Genomic DNA, 18,351 nt, shown 5'->3' on the forward strand with positions numbered 1-18,351 from the left:
GGATTGTCCTCCCGAATTCTTCGTCGGCCCGATCAGCGCCCGACCAGGCGCCGCAGCCGCCCTGGCAGGGCGCCGATCCCCCAGAGCGTCACCCGCAGCATCGCTTCGAGCACGATCCCGCCGGTCATCTTCGACTCGCCGAGCCGGCGCTCCACAAAGATGATGGGCACCTCGACGATCCGGAGCCCGGCGCGGGCGGCGTGGAACAGCAGGTCGACCTGGAACCCGTAACCCCGGCTGTGCACGTCCTGCAGCCGGATGCTGTCCAGCGCGTGCCGAGTAAGCACCCGGTAGCCTCCGGTCACGTCGCGCTGCGGCAACCCGAGCAGAACGCGGGAGTACGCGCTGCCGGCCCGCGACAGCAGCTCCCGGTACGTCGGCCAGTTCTCGACGCCGCCGCCCGGAACCCAGCGCGACCCGAGCACGACGTCGGCACCCGCATCAGCGGCCGCAAGCAGGGCCGGGAGCTGCTCGGGCTGGTGTGACCCGTCGGCATCCATCTCGACGAGGCGGGCATACCCACGCTCGAGCCCCCACCGGAACGCCGCGCCGTACGCGGCGCCCAGGCCGGTCTTGCCCGAGCGGTGCAACACGAAGACGGCGGGGTCGGATGCCGCGAGACCGTCAACGATGCGCCCAGTGCCGTCAGGGGAGTTGTCGTCGACCACCAGCACGTCGACCTCGGGCGTCGCCGCGCGCACCCGGGCAACGATGCCGGGGATGTTCTCGCGTTCGTTGTACGTGGGGATGATGACGAGCGTGTCGGCCACGGCATCCCTCCCTCATGCGCGTGCGCACGTCGCCCCAGCGGCACCCGTGCGGCGGCATGAGAAACCAGACTACCGAACGCCGCCCGCTCTCCTGGCGCTGGGGCGCATCGCGTGATCACCCGGTCGGGATGCCGCGCAACTCCTGCAGCACCTCGCCGAACTGGTCGACCATCCAGTCGAGGTCGGACTCGTCGATGACGATCGGCGGGGCGAAACGGATGGTGGAGCCGTGGGTGTCCTTCGCCAGGATCCCGCGTTCCATCAGCCGCTCGCAGACCTCACGGCCCGTGGCAAGCGCCGGGTCGATGTCGACCCCGGCCCACAACCCAGCGCCGTGGACGTCGAGAACGCCGGAGCCGACGAACGCGCCGAGCTTCTCGTGCAGTCGCGCCCCGAGCACCCGCGCGCGTTTCTGGTATTCGCCGCTCGCGAGCATCCGGACGACCGCGTGCCCGACAGCGGATGCCAGCGGGTTGCCGCCGAACGTCGAGCCGTGCTGACCAGGCTGGAGCACCCCGAGGATGTCGTCGTTGCCGACCACGGCGGAGACGGGCACGATTCCGCCGCCGAGGGCCTTGCCGAGCAGGTACAGGTCGGGCACGACCCCGGCGAGGTCACAGGCGAAGGTGGTTCCGGTGCGGCCGAGGCCGGACTGGATCTCGTCGGCGATGAACAGCACGTTCTGGGCTGTGCAGAGCGCCCGGACTGCGGGCAGGTACCCCGTCGGTGGCACGAGGACGCCGGATTCGCCCTGGATCGGTTCGACCAGCACGGCGACGGTGTTGTCGTCGATGGCGGCGGCCAGCGCGTCGGTGTCGCCGTACGGCACCGTGCGGAATCCGGGTGTGTACGGGCCGAAGTCGGCGCGAGCGTCGTCGTCGTCCGAGAAGCTGATGATCGTGGTCGTGCGGCCGTGGAAGTTGCCCGACATGACGATGATGTTCGCCGCGTCGCGCGCGACGCCCTTGACCCGGTAGCCCCAGGCGCGGGCGACCTTGATCGCCGACTCGACGGCTTCGGCGCCGGTGTTCATGGGGAGCACCATGTTCTTGCCGCACAGTTCGGCGAGCGCCTGGGCGAACGGTCCGAGCTGGTCGTTGTGGAATGCCCGGCTGGTCAGGGTGACCCGCTCGAGCTGTGCGCGAGCGGCGTCGAGAAGCACCGGGTTGGAGTGGCCGAAGTTCACGGCCGAGTACGCGGCGAGGCAGTCGAGGTAGCGCCTGCCGGTGACGTCGGTCACCCAGGCGCCCTCGGCGGAGGCGACGACGATCGGCAGCGGGTGGTAATTGTGGGCGACGACGGCCTCTTCGGCTGCGATGGCTGCTTCGGACTTCTCCGAACCACCACGGCTGGCGTCAGCTCCCCCAGCCCCCTCCGACACGCGGATTGAGGCGGCTGCCTCTGTCTTCTCCGGAGACCCGACGGCGGCGACGTCGAGCCCGTCAGATACACCGACGGCGGTGACGTCGGAAGGTCCGGGTGTGGTCGGGCCTCTATGGGCGGGACCTTCCGAGGTCGCCGCCGTCCCCTGCAAACCGCTCGACGTCGCCGCCGTCCCCGCAAGACCGTCCGGCGTCGTCGCCGCCTCCTGCATAAAACTCATCGTCTCAACTCCAACGTGCAGCACTTCACTCCGCCGCCACCGAGCAGAAGCTCCGACAGGTCCACCCCGATCGGGTTGTACCCCCGCTCTCTCAGTTGCCGTTCGAAACCGGTGGCCCTGGCCGCGATAACGACGTTGTAGCCGTCGGAGATCGAGTTGAGCCCGAGGATCGACGCGTCCTCTTCACTGACGATGATGGCATCCGGGTAACGGTCCTGCAGGATCGCGAGCGACTTCGCGTCGAACGCACTCGGCAGGTACGCGATGTTCGCGTTCTCGTCCCCGGTCAGCGGGTCGAGCACGGCGACCGCGGTGTCGAGGTGGTAGAAGTTCGGGTTGACGAGGCTCAGCGTGACGACCTCGCGGCCGAACAGCGCGGCCACTTCGGAATGACTGCGGGATTCGCTCCGAAACCCGGTGCCGGCGAGGATCGTGTTGCCGACGAGGAGGAAGTCGCCCTCCCCCTCGTTGATGTTCTGGGGTACCCGCACATCGAAGCTCCGCTCCCGGAACCAGTCCATGTAGGCCGGACCCTCGGCCTGGCGTTGGGGAAAGGTGAAGCTCGCGCCATAGGCCACGTTGTCGATGATGAAGCCGCCGTTGGCGGAGTAGACCATGTCGGGCAGCCCGGCGATCGGGTCGACAAGCTCGACGGTGTGGCCGAGGCCGATGTACGTGTCGTACAGCGTCTGCCACTGCAGGAGCGCCCGGGCCGTATCGGTCGGCCTGGTCGGCTCCATCCAGGGATTGATCTTGTACGACACGGTGAAAAACTCCGGTCGGCACATGAGGTAGGTGCGGGCAGTGGGCGTTCGGGTGGCCGAAGCCACCTCCGCCGCGGTGTCGGTGTCAGTCATGCACGTCTCCTGAAAGGGAAGCGGCGGACGCAGTCCTCGAGTCCCTGCCGCATTGTCGACCGCGGGGGCACGCCGTGCTCCCAGTGTTGCACGCAGCACCGCTGAAGTGTCCGCCGTTCGGCGCAGGAATCCTGCGTCAAAACGGCGTCAAACGCAACGAAAGCGCATAGACTGGGGGTATGGACAATCTGGATCGTGGCATCATCGACCTTCTGCGCCAGAATGCGCGCGCGGGTTACGGCGATATCGGCCAGGAGATCGGGCTCAGCGCTTCGGCCATCAAGCGGCGGGTCGATCGGCTCGTTGCCGATGGCGTCATCCGCGGCTTCACGATCAAAGTGGACCCGACGGTCGACGGCCTCCATACCGAGGCGTACGTCGAGCTGTTCTGCCGTGGCACGGTGGCCCCGGGTGAACTGCTGAAGATCCTCTCGGCGGTGCCCGAAGTGGTTGACGCGGGCACCGTGACCGGCGGCGCCGATGCGATCGTGCACATGCGATCCCGTGACATCCCGAGCCTGGAAGCCGCGCTCGAGCGGGTGCGGAACGCCCCGAATGTCGACCACACCCGGAGCGCAATCGTGCTCTCCCGGCTGATCCACCGCACCGCCGACTGACGGAAACGACGAAGCCACGCCCCCGGAACCTGTCGGTTCGGGGGCGTGGCTTGTCTGTTCAGTTGTGGCCGGGTTTCCCCGTGAAGTCGGTTAGACGCGCTTCTTGCCTGAGAGGGACCGGAGCAGCCAGACGATGATCGCGATGACGAGCAGAACGATACCGACCCACAGCAGGAACTGGAGCGACTGCACCAGCCCACCGGTGATGGCAAGGATAATCGCGATGACGATGATGACGATCAAGAGTGTGTTATTCATGATTTGGACGCTATCAGCAGCTGACTTTCGGCGGTTTCAAAGCTGGGGGGCCTTGCGTTAAGCATTGCGGGGCTGCTATGACGCTCCGCCGTGATCCCCGATGCGACGGCCGGAATCCCTTGATTCGCGGGGGTGGGACGAGAACAATGGAGGCCCACCGTTCGCGGAGGGAGTCTTCATGTTCACTCGCGTTTCCGCGTCCGACCTCGTCACCGACACAGGACGCACCGCCCGGTTCGAGGGCAAGGACCACCAGTCCGGGGTGTCGTTCTTTCTCGTCGACAACGATCCCGGCCAGGGCCCTGTGCTTCACCGGCATCCGTACACCGAGACGTGGGTGGTGCGCGCCGGCTCCGTCACGATCACCGCGGATGATGAAACCGTCGAGGCGGGCGCCGGTGACATCCTCACCGTGCTGGCGGGTACGGCACACAAGTTCACGAACTCAGGCCCCGGCCGCCTTGAGATGGTGTGCATCCACGCGTCTCCTCGGATGATCCAGGAGAACCTCGAGTAGCGCCTACGTCCGAAGAAAGGCGAGCAGCGCCTCGTTGATCTCGTCGGCGTGGGTCCAGAGCAGGCCGTGGGGCGCCCCCTCGATCTCCACGTACTCGGCGTCAGGCAGGAGCTTCGAGAACGGGCGCCCGGTCGAGTCGATCGGCAGGATCCGGTCGGCGGTGCCGTGCACAATGAGCGCCGGCACGTCGATCGCGGGGATATCACGACGGAAGTCGGTGTACCAGGTGGGCACGACGGCGGCGACCGCGAACCACGAAGCCGATGTGGCGACGTTCCAGCTGCCTCGCACGGCCGCATCGCTCATGCGCGAGCCGAGGTTCTCGTCGAGGTTGTAGAAGTTCGGCAGGAAGCCCTCGAACCAGGCGAATCGGTCCGCGACGGTGTTCGCACTGATCTCGTCGAACACCGACTGGGGAACGCCGTCCGGGTTGTCGTCGGTGTGCAGCAGGAACGGCCCGAGCGAGGCGAGGAAAGCGACCTTTGCCACACGCCGGGAGCCGTGGGTTCCGAGATACCGGACGACTTCGCCTGAGCCCATCGAGAATCCGATGAGCACGGCGTCGCGCACGTCCAGCGCCTCGAGGAGCGTGTGAAGGTCGGCGGCGAAGGTGTCGCAGTCGTAGCCGGTGGTGGGTCTCGACGATCGTCCGAAGCCGCGGCGGTCGTAGGTAATCACGCGGTAGCCGGCATCCAGAAGCGCCCTCGACTGTTTCTCCCACGAGTTGCCGTCGAGGGGGTACCCGTGGATGAGCACGACGGGCTGCCCTGAACCGTGGTCCTCGTAGTAGAGATCGATACTGGTCGAGTTTTCCTGGCCTACCGGGATGAACGTCATGAGCCCGATCCAACCATGGATTCTGCGCGCCCGGCCAGTGGTTCCTCCTCCCTTTTCCGCCGGACCATGGCGTGCGCCGGGCCGGAGCAGGTAGAACTGTGTCATGACGAACTCACCGCTCGTGCTCGGCCCGTTGATGCGGTACGTGGATGAGACCTCGGCGAGTGTCTGGGTGGAGACACGGGACGCCGCGCGGGTCTCGGTCCGTGCCGGCGGCGGACGCTGGGCCGCCCGGACATTCCAGGTGCACGGCCACCACTACGCCCTGGTCGAGGTGAACGGGCTGGAACCGGGAACGGTGACGGCCTACGAACTGGACGTCGACGGAATCCAGGCCTGGCCGGATGCCTCGTCCGAGTTCCCGCCGTCGAAGATCGCCACGCTGGATCCGGCCAGGCCGCTCCGGCTGGCCTACGGCTCGTGCCGTACCAGCGTGCCCCATGACGAATCCGGCAACCGGAGCCACGGCGTGGACTCGCTGCGCGCCTACGCACTGGCCATGGCCTCCGGCCGCGACCTGCCATGGCCTGATCTCGTGGCCTTCCTCGGGGACCAGGTCTACGCCGACGCGACCAGCGAGCAGATGCAGGAGTTCATCCGCGCCCGCCGGGACATCGAGGCACCGCCAGGCGAGGAGCTCAAGGACTTCGAGGAATACGCTCACCTCTACTACCTGGCCTGGTCGGATCCCGCCAACAGGTGGCTGCTTTCGACGCTGCCCAGCGCGATGATCTTCGATGACCACGACATCCGCGACGACTGGAACACGTCGCTCAGCTGGAAGAAGGAGATGGAGGCGACAAGCTGGTGGCACGAGCGGATCGTTGCCGGGCTGGCCTCGTATTGGCTCTACCAGCATCTCGGCAATCTGTCACCGCAGGAGCGGGCCGAGGATGCCATCTGGCAGAAGGTTGCCGGGTACAGCGGCGATGCCGAGCTCGACCTGAGCACGACGCTGGACCGTTTTGCGGAACGGGCCGACTCGGACCCCGTGTCGTACCGCTGGAGCTACTGCCGGGATTTCGGGGACACACGGCTGGTTGTGGTGGACTCCCGCGCCGCCCGGGAGCTGGACCCGGACAACCGGGCCCTGCTCGACGAGGAGGAACTGGCCTGGCTCGATGGCAAGATGCGTGGCGGCTTCGACCACCTGCTGGTTGCGACGTCGCTGCCTTTCCTGCTGCCAATGGGTCTTCACCACGTCGAGTCCTGGAGCGAAGCCCTCGCGCAGGGCGGGTGGGGTAAACGAGCGGCCCGGGTGGGCGAGAAGATGCGCCAGGCGGCTGACCTGGAACACTGGGGCGCCTTCCAGAACAGCTTTCGCACGGTGGCGGCGATCGTGTCCGAGGTCGCCGACGGCAAACGCGGCCCGGCTCCGGCTACCATCGCCTTTCTCTCCGGCGATGTGCACTTCTCCTACGTCTCGGAGGTGAAGCGTTCCTCCGGCAGCCGGGTCGTGCAGGCGGTCTGCTCACCGATTCGTAACCCACTACCCCGCCTGACGAGGTTCTTCACGGCGATCATGTCCTACGGCCTGGCCGCCCCGGTCGGGGCGTTGGTTGCGCGGTCGGCGCGGGTCCCTGACCCGCCGTTCCGCTGGTCAGGGATGAAGGGCCCGTGGTTCGACAACAATCTTGCTCACCTCGAGGTGACACCGGAGGGGCTCAAGCTCTCGTGGCGCAAAGGCGTCGTTGAAGACGGCGACCATCTGCACCCCAGGCTGGAAGAGGTGGCGTCGCTGACCGTCACGGCGTTCGATCAGCGGCCGGGTGGCAGACTGAAAGCCGGCGGAAACAGCCCCGCCCCCGGAAGGAACCGCCACCATGGCAGACGTCCCGCGAGAGTTGACCGACCTTCGCAAACTCACTGACGAGTTCACCCGTTTCATGTTGTCGTACAAATTCGGCATCGACGAGGTCATGACCAAGCTCAACATTCTCAAGGAAGAGTTCCACCACCGGCACGACTACAGCCCCATCGAGCACGTCAGTTCGCGCCTGAAATCTCCCGAAAGCATCATGGAGAAAGCGAACCGCAAGGGCTGCGAGCTGACGCTCGACGGCATCCGCTCGGAGCTCCACGACATCGCCGGCATCCGGGTCACCTGCAGCTTCATCTCGGACACCTACAAGGTGTCGGAGATGATCTCCGCCCAGCAGGATGTCACCGTCCTCGAGGTGCGCGATTACATCCGCGAGCCGAAGAGCAACGGATACCAGAGCCTGCACATGATCATCGAGGTACCGGTGTTCATGTCTGATCGTGTCGAACGGGTGAAGGTCGAGGTGCAGATCCGGACCATCGCCATGGACTTCTGGGCGAGCCTCGAGCACAAGATCTATTACAAGTACCACCGCTCCGTTCCGGAAACCCTGCTCGACGAGCTGCGGCAGGCGGCTGAGGCGGCCAGCCGGCTCGACGTCAAGATGGAGCGACTGCACGACGAGGTGGTCGCCCTCAGCGACGTTGCGGGAGCGGACGACGGGGTCATCGAACCAGCGGAGATCGGGCGCTCCGACCTGCCGGACGCCCTGGTCCGCATGCTCAGCGCCGCGCGGATCGAGCGGTCATGAGCTCCGGGCCCGGCTGACCGCGGTCAGGGTCGCAGTTCGGCCAGGGCGCCGGTCGCCAGCGCCAGCCACACGGCGCCGTCTGCCGCGACGGCCACACCGTGCGGTTCGCTGTCCGGCGTCGGCAGCTCGGTCACGGCGGTGGTTCCATCTGCGGAAACAAAGCCGACCTGGTTCGACCCCGGCAGGGTGAACCAGCAGCCGCCCGCGGGATCGGCGGCGATGGCGGAGGGTGTGCTCGAGCGATCGGGCAGGGCGAACTCGGCGAGCGCACCGTTGCGATCGATCCGACCGACCTGGCCGGCGCCGCTCTCGGTGAACCAGGCCGCACCGTCGCTCGCCACCGTGATCCCGACCGGCGCTGAGCCGTCGGCGGGCAGGGCGGTGACCACCGGCGCGGAGTTGCCTCCGCGGATGTACCCGACCGCATTGCCCTCGGAAAGGGTGAACCAGACGCTCTCGCCGTCACAGGCGACTCTCGAGATTCCGCCGCCAGCCGGGCCGGCGGCGAATTCGTCGACGCGCCCGAGGATGCCGATCCGTCCGAGTGCCGAAGCGCCGCTCTCGGTGAACCACACCTGGCCCGAGGGGGCCGCCGCGATCCCGAACGGGCGGGCGCCCGGTGTCGGCACCGCGAGAGAACCGCGGATGCCATCCGGCCCGACCCGCAGGATCCGGTCGCCGCCGGAGTCCGTCACCCAGACCGAATCCTCCGTGGCCGCCGTGAGGAGCGACGGTTCGGAGCCGTCGCCGAGCGGGATCGTGGTCACCGTGCCGTCGGCGTCGCGGCGCACGACGGCTTCACCTCGGGTCAGCGTCGCCCAGACGGCGCCGTCCTGGGTCACGGCCACCCCGTACAGTCCGGCCGTTGCGTCGGCGATGCGGTGTTCGGTCACGAGCGGGGACGTCATCCGCTCAGCCTAGCCGGGGCGAGGCTTTGCGCCCCGGCCGTTCCGGTTGCTACGTTGACCTCAACAAGGGAGCCAGCCATGGGCGGACCATTTGCGATCGATGAGGGTTCGTCGACCCCGCCGTTCGAGCAATTGCGGAGACAGGTCATCGACCGGGTGCGAACCGGCGACCTGGTTCCGGGCGACAAGCTGCCGACGGTGCGCGGACTGGCCGGGGAGCTCGGCCTCGCCGCCACCACCGTGGCCCGCGCATACCGGGAGCTCGAGCAGGACGAGGTCATCGAGACCCGCGGCCGCAAGGGGTCCTTCGTCTCCGCGGTCGGCGACCCCACGCACAAGCAGGCTCAACTCGCCGCCGTCGCGTACGCCGACCGGGTGAAGTCGCTGGGCCTGGACGCTGATGAGGCGCTGTCGATCGTGACCGCCGCCCTCGGCATCCGCACCTGACCCCTGCCTGCGCTCGCAACTCCGCCTGGCCACAGGTCCCGCCCGGTTCTCACCCCATTCGCGACGGAGTCGGATGCGATCAGGCGGAGTTGTGCGCGTCAGCCTCATGAGGGTCCGGATTCAGGCTGCGGTCGGGGATTCGTCCGCGAGTTCCGGGTTCCGGATGCCCAGCCACGAGACGATCCCGCCGAGGATCAACGCGATCGCCGTCGCGAACATCGCCCGGTGGAAGCCGGGCAGGTCGAGGACGTCGCCGAGGATCAGGCCCGCGCAGGCGACCGCCACGAGGCCGGCGACCCGGGCCACAGCGTTGTTCACGGCCGACCCGATTCCGGCCTGGCTTGAGTCGATGGCGCCCAGGATCGCACTGGTGAGCGGCGCGACGGTGATCGAGAGACCGATACCGAAGACAACGAGCCCGGGCAGCAGCTGCAACCAGTAGTCGACCTCGGCTCCGACCGTGAGCATGAGCAGAAAACCGACTCCCCCCATGATCGGCCCGACGGTCATGAACAGCCGCGGCCCCAGCTTTCCGGCGAGCGCGCCGATCCGGCTCGACAGCAGCAGCATGACGATCGTGGGCGGCAGGGTGGCGAGCCCGGCGAGCGTCGCCGACCAGCCCGCGACCTGCTGCAGGTAGATCGAAATGACGAAGAACCCGAGGCCGAGCGCGCCGTAGATGAACACCGTCGCGATGTTGCCCGCCGAGAAGTTGCGCGAGGAGAACAACGACAGCGGCATCATCGGGTCGCGGGTTCTGCTCTCCCACCACAGGAACAGGCCGAACGCGAGCATGCCGATCACGAGCGGGACCCAGACGATCGGACTCGCCCAGCCGTACCGGCCCTGCTCGATGAGGGCGAACACCGGGCCGCCGAGCCCGACGGCCGCGAGAATCGCCCCCACGACGTCGACCCGTGGCCGGTTGAGGTGCGCCGGCTGCTTCTCCATCTTGAGCAGCAGCCAGAGCGTGACGGCGATCGGCAGCACGTTGATCCCGAACACCCACCGCCACGAGACGGTGTCGACCAGGAGCCCGCCCAGGAGCGGGCCGACGATCAGGGCGGTGCCGGTCCAGGCTGTCCAGGTGCCGATCGCTTTGGCCTGCGCCTGCCCGGAGAAGGTCGAGATGATGATGGCGAGCGAGCTGGGCACGAGGAGCGCAGCGGCCGCCCCCTGCAGGGCGCGTGCCACGATGAGGAACTCAGCGCTGGGCGCGATCGCACAGAGCAGGGAGGTCGCCCCGAACCCGATCAGGCCGATGGCGAGGATGCGGACCCGGCCGAAGGCATCCGACAGCGAACCGGCCAGCAGGATAAACGCGCCCAGGGTGAGCAGGTATGAGTCGACGACCCACTGCTGCACCGGCAGGCCACCGCCGAACTCGCGCGAGATCGCCGGCAGCGCCACATTGATGATGGTGCCGTCGAGGAACGCGACGAACGAGGCAAGAATCGCGACGAGCAGCACGATGCGCTGCGTGGCCGCATCGGTGCGAGGGACGGATGCCATGACACCCAGTATGCTCCGCCGGTCGCGCGGCGCGTCAGCCCTGAATGACCTCTTCGCTCCACGGGTCGGGGTTGCCGAAGCGGTGCGCCGTGATCGAGATCGCCTGCTCGTGCAGGAACGGAAGCATCTCGATCCGCCCCGACGGCGTCACGGCGCCGGAGTAGATCGCAAGGTCCGGGTTGCCCCTGGCGGCACCGGCGAGCGCTGCGTGCAGCGCCCTCCGCGATGCCTCACTGCCCACCAGGCGTACCCGGGGCACGTCTCCGGTGGCCGTGCGGGCGATCCACTCGTCGTCGGTTTCCACGACGACGGGAACGTTCAGGTCGCCGAGGACTCCCCGGACGGCGGCGGGCAGGCCGGATGCCATGCTCAGCGAGAACGAGGACCGGGCACGCACGGCGGCGAGCGCGACGCGCAGCACCTCGCCGAGGTCGGCGTCGCCCGTGCCGCGGATCGCGACGGGCACCGGGCGGTAGCGGAAGAGGTTGCGTTCGACCGGAATGCCTGAGGCGTCCTTCGTCTCGCCGTATTCGTTGCCCCACGCGATGGCATCCGACAGCGCCGACCGGCGCAGCACGTCGAACTCCTCGTAACCGAGCGACGGCTGGGCTGCTTCGATGAGCCGGGTGACCCGGCTGTCCAGGCCGCGCAGGTGCAGCGTCTTGCTGCTCGACCCGGCGTCGGGAACCCACGACCCCAGCGTGAGCAGGTAGTTGGGCCCGCCGGCCTTGGCGCCCGCACCGACGGCGGAGCGCTTCCAGCCGCCGAACGGCTGACGCTGCACGATGGCCCCGGTGATGCCGCGGTTGACGTAGAGGTTGCCGGCTTCGACGGTGGCGAGCCACTCGGCGAGCTCCTCGGGATCCTGCGTGTGAAGCCCCGCCGTGAGCCCGTAGTCGATGGCATTGGTGAACCGGATCGCCTCGGTCAGCGTCGCGGCGTGCATCACGCCGAGAACCGGCCCGAAGAACTCAGTCAGGTGGAAGTACGAGCCGGCGGCGACACCGGACCGGATACCGGGCGACCAGAGCCGACCGGTGTCGTCGAGCCGTTTCGGTTCGACAAGCCATTTCTCGCCGATGCCGAGTTCGGTGAGGGCGTGGAGCAGTTTGCCGGCGGCCGGTTCGATGATCGGGCCCATCTGGCTGGTGGCGTCGTCGGGGTAGCCCACCCGCAGCGATGTCGCCGCGTCGACGAGCTGGCGGTGGAACCGTTCACTCCGCGCAGCCGAGCCGACGAGGATGACGAGGCTCGCCGCCGAGCATTTCTGGCCGGCGTGACCGAACGCGCTCTTCACGACGTCGGCGACGGCAAGGTCGAGGTCGGCGCTCGGGGTGACGATGATCGCGTTCTTGCCGCTGGTCTCGGCGAGGAGCGGCAGGTCCGGCCGCCAGGACCGGAACAGGTCGGCCGTCTCCCAGGCACCGGTGAGGATGACGCGGTCGACGCTGGGGTGCGAGACGAGCTGCTTGCCGAGGTCGCGTTCGTCGAGGGTCACCAGGGTGAGAAGCTCCTGCGGGATACCGGCCTCCCACAGCGCCTCGGCGAGGATGGCGGCGGAGCGGCGGGCCTGGTGTGCCGGCTTGAGGATGACGCCGGAGCCGGCGGCGAGCGCGGCGAGCACTCCGCCGGCGGGGATCGCGACCGGGAAGTTCCACGGCGGGGTGACCACCGTCAGCTTCGACGGCACGAACCGGGCCCCGCGCACGGCGTCGAGTTCGCGCGCCTTGGCTGCGTAGTAGTGGGCGAAGTCGATCGCCTCGCTCACCTCAGGGTCGGCTTCGGCGATCGTCTTTCCGGTTTCGGATGCCATCACCTCGATCAGGCGGTCACGGTTCGCAGCGAGCGCCAGCCCGGCCTTCTCGAGCACCGCCGCACGGTCGGCGGCAGGAAGCGCTCCCCAGGCTGCGCCACGGCTGCGGACGCCGTCGATGATGAAGTCGAGCGTCGCGGCATCCGACACGGTGCACTCGGCGATGGTGCGATTGCCGAGTTCGCTGCCGGGGACCCGCGCCAGGATGCGCCCTGCCCAGGCCCGGTTCGCGGGGAGCGACGGGTCGGTGTCGCGGGTGTTCACGAAGCCGGGGGCGCCGAGGTCGGTTGCCGGGACCGTGTTGAGGGTGGTGGTGTCGAAGACACGCACCGTGTCGAACGGGGATTCCTGCTTCGCCCCCCGGGCCAGGCCGAGGACCTGCTGGGTCATGCTGAGGTCGTCTGTGTCGGGTTTCGTGAAGCTGTCTGCGGCGGTCGGGGTGACGGGGTTGCCCGTCGCGAGCGTCCACTCCGTCTCGCGGTTCTGGATGCGACGCGGAGTCGGGATCTCGTGCGGGGTGGCCTCGAGCTGCGCCGCAGAGGCGAGGAAGCGCTGTTTCTCACGCTCGAACAGGGCCTCGTTCTCATGCAGCTCGAACACCGCGGACATGAAGTTCTCCTGCGACGCGTTCTCCTCGAGCCGCCGGATGAGGTACGAGATGGCGACGTCGAACTCCTTGGGGTTCACCACCGGTGTGTACAGCAGCAGGTTGCCGACGTCGCGCTTCACGGCGGCGGCCTGGCCGGTAGCCATCCCGAGGAGCATTTCGAATTCGACCCCGTCGGTCACGCCGCGGTTCTGGGCGAGAAGCCAGGCAAAGGCAAGGTCGAAGAGGTTGTGCCCGGCGACGCCGACACGCACATTGCGCGTCCGTTCCGGGGTGAGTGCCCACATCAGCACGCGCTTGTAGTTGGCGTCCGTGTCCTGCTTCGAGTCGTACGGCGCCGTCGGCCAGTCGTGGATGGCGGCGTCGACACCCTCCATGGCGAGGTTGGCGCCCTTCACGAGGCGCACTTTGATCGGCGCCCCGCCGGATGCCACGCGCGCGGCGGCCCAGTCCTGCAGCGTCTGCATCGCCGACAGGGCGTCGGGCAGGTAGGCCTGCAGCACGATTCCCGCCTGCAGGTTCTTCAGCTGGGGCTGGTCGAGGATCCGGGTGAACGCCGCGATGGTGAGGTCGAGGTCGCGGTACTCCTCCATGTCCAGGTTGATGAACTTCTCGGTGCCGGCGCCGGCCGCCAGTTCGTAGAGCGGGGTGAGCCGCTCGACCACCCGCCGGACGGCATCCTCGAACGACCACATCGACAGCTGCGAGGCGATCGCCGAGACCTTGATCGAGACGTAGTCCACGTCGGGCCGCGCGAGAAGTTCGCGGGTGCCGTCGAGACGTTTGGCGGCCTCACGTTCGCCGAGGACGGCCTCCCCGAGCAGGTTGAGGTTGAGCCGTGACCCCTCCTCGCGGAGGTGCTCGATGGCCGGGCCGAGTTTGGCGGGCGTGGCGTCGACGACGAGGTGGCCGACCATGTCGCGGAGAACGCGCCGTGCGGCCGGGATGACGACCCACGGGATCACCGGGCCGAGGATGCCGCCGGCCAGAATCGCCGCGCGGAGGTGCCAGGGCAGGAACGCCGGGGCGAGCTTCGCCACACGCTGCAGGTTGTACCCGGCGACAAAGAGGTCCTCAGGGCGCATGACGCCGTCGACGAAGCCCACCGTGAAGGCGAGGCCGTTCGGATCCTTGAGCACCTCGGCGAGACGCTGCGCGGCGGGATCGACGGGAGCGTCGGCGCTCTCGTCCAGCCAGGTGCGGGCGAGGCTGACGGCATCGGTGGCGAGCTGGGTGGCGCTCAAATCGGCGCCGGCCGAGGTGTGAGGCATGACCATGAGACTATTCCCTCTCGATGTGCTGGGCGGGGAGCGTTGCGGCGGTTGAGCCAACTCCCAGTCTCAGTGTGCGGCCGGTTCTCGATTCACAAAAGCGAATGTTTCTGATGGATATTCATCAGCTTTGCCGATGAGTACGCTGGGTGGATGCTCGACATGAGACGGCTCAGGCTTCTGCGCGAAGTGCAGCTGCGCGGCACGCTCGCTGACGTGGCGGAGGCGCTCGCGTACAGCCCGTCGTCGGTGTCGCAGCAGCTGGCGCAACTGGAACGCGAGGCGGGCGTCAAGCTCCTGCAGAAGAGCGGCCGGCGCGTGCAGCTGACGCCGCAGGGTGAGCTGCTGGCGACGCGTGCCGCCGAACTCCTCGACAGCATGGAACGAGCCGAGGCCGAACTGGCCACGTCGCTCGACGCGGTGACCGGCACGGTGCGGCTGGCCGTGTTCCAGTCGGCGGCGCACGCGGTGATCCCTGAAGCGCTCTCACTTCTCCGGGAGGAACATCCGCAGTTGCGCGTGGAGATCGTCGAGCGGGAACCCGAAGCCGGTCTGTTCGACCTGGCCGCGCGCGACTTCGACCTCGTGCTCGCCGAACAGTACCCGGGCCACACCCGGCCGCACCTCGCCGACCTTGATCGGGAGTTCCTCGCGACCGATGTCCTGCGACTGGCGCTGCCACCGGCATCCGACGTGGCCTCCCTTGCGGATGCCGCCGCCCTCCCGTTCGTGATGGAACCGGAGGGCACCGTCGCGCGGCTCTGGGCGACGCAGCTGTGCCGGGCGACCGGCTTCGAGCCCGACGTGCGTTTCGAAACCGCCGACCTCATCGCCCACATCCGGCTGATCGAGTCGGGGAACGCCGTTGGCATGCTGCCCGACCTGGTCTGGTCGGGCCGCGACCCGGTACTGCGCCTCGTCGACCTGCCCGGAACGCCGTCGCGGACGGTGTTCACGTCGGCCAGGCGGGTGAGCGCCGACCGGCCCGCGGTGACGGCGGTGCGGGCGGCGCTCGCGCGGGCGACCGGGTTTCTGGTGCAGCCGGCCTGAATCGTCCCGTCGCGCGCACAACTCCGCCAGAACACCGCTCGCCCGGGACGGCACGCCGTCAATTGCTGCCCGAGGCGCCGACCGCACCCGATACCGGCGGAGTTATGCGCGCAGTGTGCTCAACGGTTCACCCCCCGCTACCTCGCACCAAAACGCCCCTCCGAACGCGCACAGGCGGAGTTGTGCGCGGAACCCCCGGCACCCTTCTTGAGACCGCGCTCGAGGGATGGGCGCGGACAGCCGGCGGGTCGCCTCACTCCGCCAATCTCGTCGGCTCCGCTGGCGCCCCCGCGGGAGCCCGGCTCTCCCTCGCACTTCCGCCGCGGATTGGCGGAGTTGTGCACGCCGCACACCGCGGCCCGCGTGGAAGAATCGCAGCATGACGACACTGCAGGGCTACGACGCCATCATCGTCGGCGGCGGTCACAACGGCCTCGTCGCCGCTGCGTACCTCGGCAAGGCGGGCAAGAAGGTGCTGCTGCTCGAACGACTGGATGCCGTCGGCGGCGCCGCCGTGTCGGCCCAGGCGTTCGAGGGGGTGGAGGCCTGGCTCTCCCGGTACTCGTACCTCGTCAGCCTGCTTCCGCAACGGATCATCGACGACCTCGGTCTCGACATCACGCTCGTCCGCCGGCGTTACGCCTCGTACACGCCCGATCCGGCCGACCCGTCCCGCGGGCTCCTCGTCGACAACGACGATGCCGAAGCGACCGCCGCCTCCTTCGCCCGGATCGGCGCCCCGGCCGACGAACATGAACTGTTCGAGCTGTTCTACGAGCACTGCCGGCGGCTCACCGAAGTGCTGTGGCCCACGATGACCGAGCCGTTGCCCACACGCTCCGAAGCGAAACGGATGGTGCTGGATGCCGGCGGCGCGAGCGAGTGGAAGGCCATGATCGAGACGCCCATCGGCGATGTCATCCGCCACCTGCACACCGACCTCGTGCGCGGCGTGCTGCTCACCGACGCGCTCATCGGCACGTTCGCCCGCGCCGACGACGAGGAGTTGCAGCAGAACATCTGCTTCCTCTACCACCTGATCGGCGGCGGCACCGGCGACTGGGACGTTCCGGTCGGCGGGATGGGGGCCGTGTCGAGCGAGCTCGCGCGGGCCGCCCGTGACGCGGGAGCAGAGATCACGACGAACGCCGACGTGACCGCCATCGACCCGGGCGGCACGGTGCGGTACCTGGTCGACGGGGCGGAACATGAGGCATCCGCCCACTGGATCCTCGCCAACGTCGCCCCGGCGACCCTCGCGACGCTCGTCGCCGCCGGGACGACGGTGTCGTCCGGACGTGAGCAGCTGGCCGCCGGCGAACCGTCGGCTGGCGTGTTCGAGGCGCGACCCTTCGCCGCCGGCCTGAAGCCGAACCACTCCCGCGAGGGCGCCCAGGTGAAGGTGAATCTCCTGCTCACGCGCCTGCCGCGGCTGCTCGACGACTCAGTCCGCCCGGAGGCGGCGTTCGGCGGGACCTTCCACATTCACGAGACGTTCACGCAACTCGACGACGCATACCTCGCAGCCGCCGGCGGGAGCATCCCGAGCCCGCTGCCGTGCGAGATCTACTGCCACTCCCTCGCCGACCCGACCATCCTCTCGCCCGAACTTCGCGAGGCCGGGGTGCAGACGCTGACCGTGTTCGGGCTGCACGTCCCGTCGCGGCTGGTCGACGCCTCGAACAACGACGAGATGCGTGCCCGGCTGCAGGACGCCGTGCTGGCGTCGCTCAACTCGGTGCTCGCCGAGCCGATCGAGGATGTCCTGCTGAAGGATGCCGCCGGCCGCCCCTGCATCGAAACGAAAACGACGCTCGACATCGAACAGGCCATCGGCATGCCGGGCGGCAACATCTTCCACGGCGGGCTCGACTGGCCGTTCCTCGAGGATGACGCACCCGTCGCGACGCCCGCCGAACGCTGGGGCGTGGCGACGCAGCATCCGCGGGTCGTGCTCTGCGGCTCCGGGGCACGCCGGGGTGGAGCGGTGTCGGGCATCGGCGGGCACAACGCGGCGATGGCGGTGCTCGAGAGCGAGTAGCCGCAGGTCACGCGCACCGAACGAAACGCGGCACGCCGGATGATTCGGTCCGGAGTGCGTGAAGTGGGGGACGGTGCGGAGATGGTCAGCGCGTGGCGGGTTTCGGCGCGGCGCGCAAGTGGATCCGCTTACCCTCCTTGCTGAAGATGGACAGTATCTCGACGGGCCCGGAGCCCGTGGCCGACAGCCAGTGCGGGATCCGGGTGTCGAACTCGGCCGCCTCCCCCTGCCCCAGCGTGACCTCCTGTTCGCCGATCACGAGCCGGAGTCGTCCGGAGAGCACATAGAGCCATTCATGACCGTCATGCACCTTCGGTTCGGGCACGGCGACGACGCCCGCCGGAGTCGCCGGCAGCGTGACCTTGTAGGTCTGCACCGGGCTGGACTCGGGCGAGAGCGTTTCGTACGTCGTCTCGCCGACCCGCCGCGTCGTGCGCGACACCCGCGGGTCCGGCGCCGCACGGGGCACGATGTCGTCGAGTTCCAGCCTCAGGGCCCGCGCGATGGGAATCACCAGTTCGAGGTTCGGGGCGCGCTTGCCCGCCTCCAGACGCGACAACGTGCTGGACGAGATTCCCGTGGTCTTCGAGAGTTCGGCGAGCGTCATGCTGCGCTTCTCTCTCCAGCTCTTGAGACGCGGGCCGATGAGGGCGAGGGAGTCGTCGGGCAT

The 18,351-nt window shown here is 68.5% G+C and carries 16 protein-coding genes; 7 read left to right on the plus strand and 9 right to left on the minus strand.

Features of this window, described 5'->3' with window-relative positions:
- Window positions 1-32 precede the first annotated feature (32 nt).
- The 3 genes from ABIE24_RS04965 to ddaH form a co-directional block, all read right to left on the minus strand.
- Window positions 33-770, minus strand: a complete 738-nt coding sequence (locus ABIE24_RS04965; protein ID WP_354497395.1) for a polyprenol monophosphomannose synthase — start codon at window positions 768-770, stop codon at window positions 33-35.
- Window positions 771-885: 115 nt separating this feature from the next.
- Entirely contained in the window at window positions 886-2,373 is a 1,488-nt protein-coding gene (gene rocD, locus ABIE24_RS04970; protein WP_354497397.1) for an ornithine--oxo-acid transaminase, read from the minus strand.
- Window positions 2,370-3,230: a dimethylargininase gene (gene ddaH, locus ABIE24_RS04975; RefSeq protein WP_354497399.1), complete on the minus strand. Its 861-nt coding sequence runs from the start codon at window positions 3,228-3,230 to the stop codon at window positions 2,370-2,372. Before ddaH ends, rocD begins: the two co-directional genes overlap by 4 nt.
- 179 nt (window positions 3,231-3,409) lie before the next feature.
- Between ddaH and ABIE24_RS04980 the strand changes: the two genes are divergently transcribed.
- Complete coding sequence (locus ABIE24_RS04980; protein ID WP_354497401.1) at window positions 3,410-3,847, plus strand: Lrp/AsnC family transcriptional regulator; 438 nt, start codon at window positions 3,410-3,412, stop codon at window positions 3,845-3,847.
- Between the two features lie 90 nt (window positions 3,848-3,937).
- Here ABIE24_RS04980 and ABIE24_RS04985 read toward each other — a convergent pair whose 3' ends face one another.
- Complete coding sequence (locus ABIE24_RS04985) at window positions 3,938-4,105, minus strand: hypothetical protein (RefSeq protein ID WP_354497402.1); 168 nt, start codon at window positions 4,103-4,105, stop codon at window positions 3,938-3,940.
- A 178-nt stretch (window positions 4,106-4,283) separates the two neighbouring features.
- Here ABIE24_RS04985 and ABIE24_RS04990 point away from each other — a divergent pair, with 178 nt between their 5' ends.
- On the plus strand, window positions 4,284-4,622 hold the full coding sequence (locus ABIE24_RS04990; RefSeq protein ID WP_354497404.1) for a cupin domain-containing protein: 339 nt from the start codon (window positions 4,284-4,286) through the stop codon (window positions 4,620-4,622).
- Window positions 4,623-4,625: 3 nt separating this feature from the next.
- Here the strand turns inward: ABIE24_RS04990 and ABIE24_RS04995 are convergent, their stop codons facing one another.
- Window positions 4,626-5,459, minus strand: a complete 834-nt coding sequence (locus ABIE24_RS04995) for an alpha/beta fold hydrolase (RefSeq protein ID WP_354497405.1) — start codon at window positions 5,457-5,459, stop codon at window positions 4,626-4,628.
- A gap of 103 nt (window positions 5,460-5,562) precedes the next feature.
- Between ABIE24_RS04995 and ABIE24_RS05000 the strand changes: the two genes are divergently transcribed.
- Both ABIE24_RS05000 and ABIE24_RS05005 read left to right on the plus strand, forming a co-directional pair.
- Entirely contained in the window at window positions 5,563-7,329 is a 1,767-nt protein-coding gene (locus tag ABIE24_RS05000) for an alkaline phosphatase D family protein (protein WP_354497407.1), read from the plus strand.
- On the plus strand, window positions 7,283-8,032 hold the full coding sequence (locus tag ABIE24_RS05005; RefSeq protein ID WP_354497408.1) for a GTP pyrophosphokinase: 750 nt from the start codon (window positions 7,283-7,285) through the stop codon (window positions 8,030-8,032). The genes ABIE24_RS05000 and ABIE24_RS05005 overlap by 47 nt, the downstream gene beginning before the upstream one ends.
- A gap of 23 nt (window positions 8,033-8,055) precedes the next feature.
- On the opposite strand, the gene ABIE24_RS05010 is transcribed toward ABIE24_RS05005, so the two are convergent.
- Window positions 8,056-8,940 carry a Vgb family protein gene (locus tag ABIE24_RS05010; RefSeq protein ID WP_354497409.1) on the minus strand — a complete coding sequence of 295 codons (885 nt, stop codon included), beginning with the start codon at window positions 8,938-8,940 and terminating at the stop codon, window positions 8,056-8,058.
- A 78-nt stretch (window positions 8,941-9,018) separates the two neighbouring features.
- On the opposite strand from ABIE24_RS05010, the gene ABIE24_RS05015 reads away from it, so the two are divergent.
- A complete protein-coding gene (locus ABIE24_RS05015; RefSeq protein ID WP_354497411.1) occupies window positions 9,019-9,387 on the plus strand; it encodes a GntR family transcriptional regulator in 369 nt (122 codons plus the stop codon).
- Between the two features lie 120 nt (window positions 9,388-9,507).
- On the opposite strand, the gene ABIE24_RS05020 is transcribed toward ABIE24_RS05015, so the two are convergent.
- Both ABIE24_RS05020 and ABIE24_RS05025 read right to left on the minus strand, forming a co-directional pair.
- Window positions 9,508-10,899, minus strand: a complete 1,392-nt coding sequence (locus tag ABIE24_RS05020) for a DHA2 family efflux MFS transporter permease subunit (RefSeq protein ID WP_354497413.1) — start codon at window positions 10,897-10,899, stop codon at window positions 9,508-9,510.
- A 34-nt stretch (window positions 10,900-10,933) separates the two neighbouring features.
- Complete coding sequence (locus ABIE24_RS05025) at window positions 10,934-14,590, minus strand: proline dehydrogenase family protein (protein WP_354497414.1); 3,657 nt, start codon at window positions 14,588-14,590, stop codon at window positions 10,934-10,936.
- A 153-nt stretch (window positions 14,591-14,743) separates the two neighbouring features.
- Between ABIE24_RS05025 and ABIE24_RS05030 the strand changes: the two genes are divergently transcribed.
- Entirely contained in the window at window positions 14,744-15,640 is an 897-nt protein-coding gene (locus tag ABIE24_RS05030) for a LysR substrate-binding domain-containing protein (protein WP_354497416.1), read from the plus strand.
- A 379-nt stretch (window positions 15,641-16,019) separates the two neighbouring features.
- The gene (locus ABIE24_RS05035) at window positions 16,020-17,681 is read left to right on the plus strand and encodes a phytoene desaturase family protein (protein ID WP_354497418.1); all 1,662 of its coding nucleotides are present in this window, start codon (window positions 16,020-16,022) and stop codon (window positions 17,679-17,681) included.
- A gap of 85 nt (window positions 17,682-17,766) precedes the next feature.
- Here ABIE24_RS05035 and ABIE24_RS05040 read toward each other — a convergent pair whose 3' ends face one another.
- Entirely contained in the window at window positions 17,767-18,351 is a 585-nt protein-coding gene (locus ABIE24_RS05040) for a helix-turn-helix domain-containing protein (protein WP_354497420.1), read from the minus strand.

This window comes from Mycetocola sp. 2940, assembly GCF_040548835.1.
In the GTDB taxonomy this organism is placed as follows: Bacteria; Actinomycetota; Actinomycetes; order Actinomycetales; family Microbacteriaceae; genus Mycetocola_A.

Coding starts and splice junctions, on each gene's coding strand:
- rocD (WP_354497397.1), bottom strand. CDS start 2,373: ATGAGTTTTATGCAGGAGGCGGCGACGACGCCGGACGGTCTTGCGGGG.
- ddaH (WP_354497399.1), bottom strand. CDS start 3,230: ATGACTGACACCGACACCGCGGCGGAGGTGGCTTCGGCCACCCGAACG.
- ABIE24_RS04980 (WP_354497401.1), top strand. CDS start 3,410: ATGGACAATCTGGATCGTGGCATCATCGACCTTCTGCGCCAGAATGCG.
- ABIE24_RS04985 (WP_354497402.1), bottom strand. CDS start 4,105: ATGAATAACACACTCTTGATCGTCATCATCGTCATCGCGATTATCCTT.
- ABIE24_RS04990 (WP_354497404.1), top strand. CDS start 4,284: ATGTTCACTCGCGTTTCCGCGTCCGACCTCGTCACCGACACAGGACGC.
- ABIE24_RS04995 (WP_354497405.1), bottom strand. CDS start 5,459: ATGACGTTCATCCCGGTAGGCCAGGAAAACTCGACCAGTATCGATCTC.
- ABIE24_RS05000 (WP_354497407.1), top strand. CDS start 5,563: ATGACGAACTCACCGCTCGTGCTCGGCCCGTTGATGCGGTACGTGGAT.
- ABIE24_RS05005 (WP_354497408.1), top strand. CDS start 7,283: ATGGCAGACGTCCCGCGAGAGTTGACCGACCTTCGCAAACTCACTGAC.
- ABIE24_RS05010 (WP_354497409.1), bottom strand. CDS start 8,940: ATGACGTCCCCGCTCGTGACCGAACACCGCATCGCCGACGCAACGGCC.
- ABIE24_RS05015 (WP_354497411.1), top strand. CDS start 9,019: ATGGGCGGACCATTTGCGATCGATGAGGGTTCGTCGACCCCGCCGTTC.
- ABIE24_RS05020 (WP_354497413.1), bottom strand. CDS start 10,899: ATGGCATCCGTCCCTCGCACCGATGCGGCCACGCAGCGCATCGTGCTG.
- ABIE24_RS05025 (WP_354497414.1), bottom strand. CDS start 14,590: ATGCCTCACACCTCGGCCGGCGCCGATTTGAGCGCCACCCAGCTCGCC.
- ABIE24_RS05030 (WP_354497416.1), top strand. CDS start 14,744: ATGCTCGACATGAGACGGCTCAGGCTTCTGCGCGAAGTGCAGCTGCGC.
- ABIE24_RS05035 (WP_354497418.1), top strand. CDS start 16,020: ATGACGACACTGCAGGGCTACGACGCCATCATCGTCGGCGGCGGTCAC.
- ABIE24_RS05040 (WP_354497420.1), bottom strand. CDS start 18,351: ATGCCCGACGACTCCCTCGCCCTCATCGGCCCGCGTCTCAAGAGCTGG.